Consider the following 236-nt stretch of genomic DNA (forward strand, 5'->3'; position numbering starts at 1 on the left):
GAGATGCAGCAGCGAGAGGTTCATCCGCTGCGCGAGATGCTTCTGGTGACGCTGAGGGGCGCGATCCGCAATCTGCCCGAGTCGCCCGCCGTACTGGCCGTGCTCGATGGCTGGAAGACGCGTCTCGCCGACGGCGGCGCGTTCGAGCGCCAGGTGGCCGGCTGGCTGGGGGAGCTGCGCGTCAAGGCGCTGGCCTTCGGGAGGGAGCCCCGTTGCACCGAAGGCTACGTGCAGCC

At 70.3% G+C, this 236-nt stretch carries 1 protein-coding gene; it reads left to right on the plus strand.

Going from position 1 to position 236, the window contains the following annotated elements:
- Nucleotides 1-236, plus strand: a 236-nt coding sequence (locus tag KVT38_RS34225; RefSeq protein WP_217598147.1) for a hypothetical protein, incomplete at both ends; no start/stop codon positions are given.

The sequence above is a fragment of the Cohnella sp. GbtcB17 genome (assembly GCF_019091135.1).
Lineage (GTDB): Bacteria > Bacillota > Bacilli > Paenibacillales > Paenibacillaceae > Cohnella.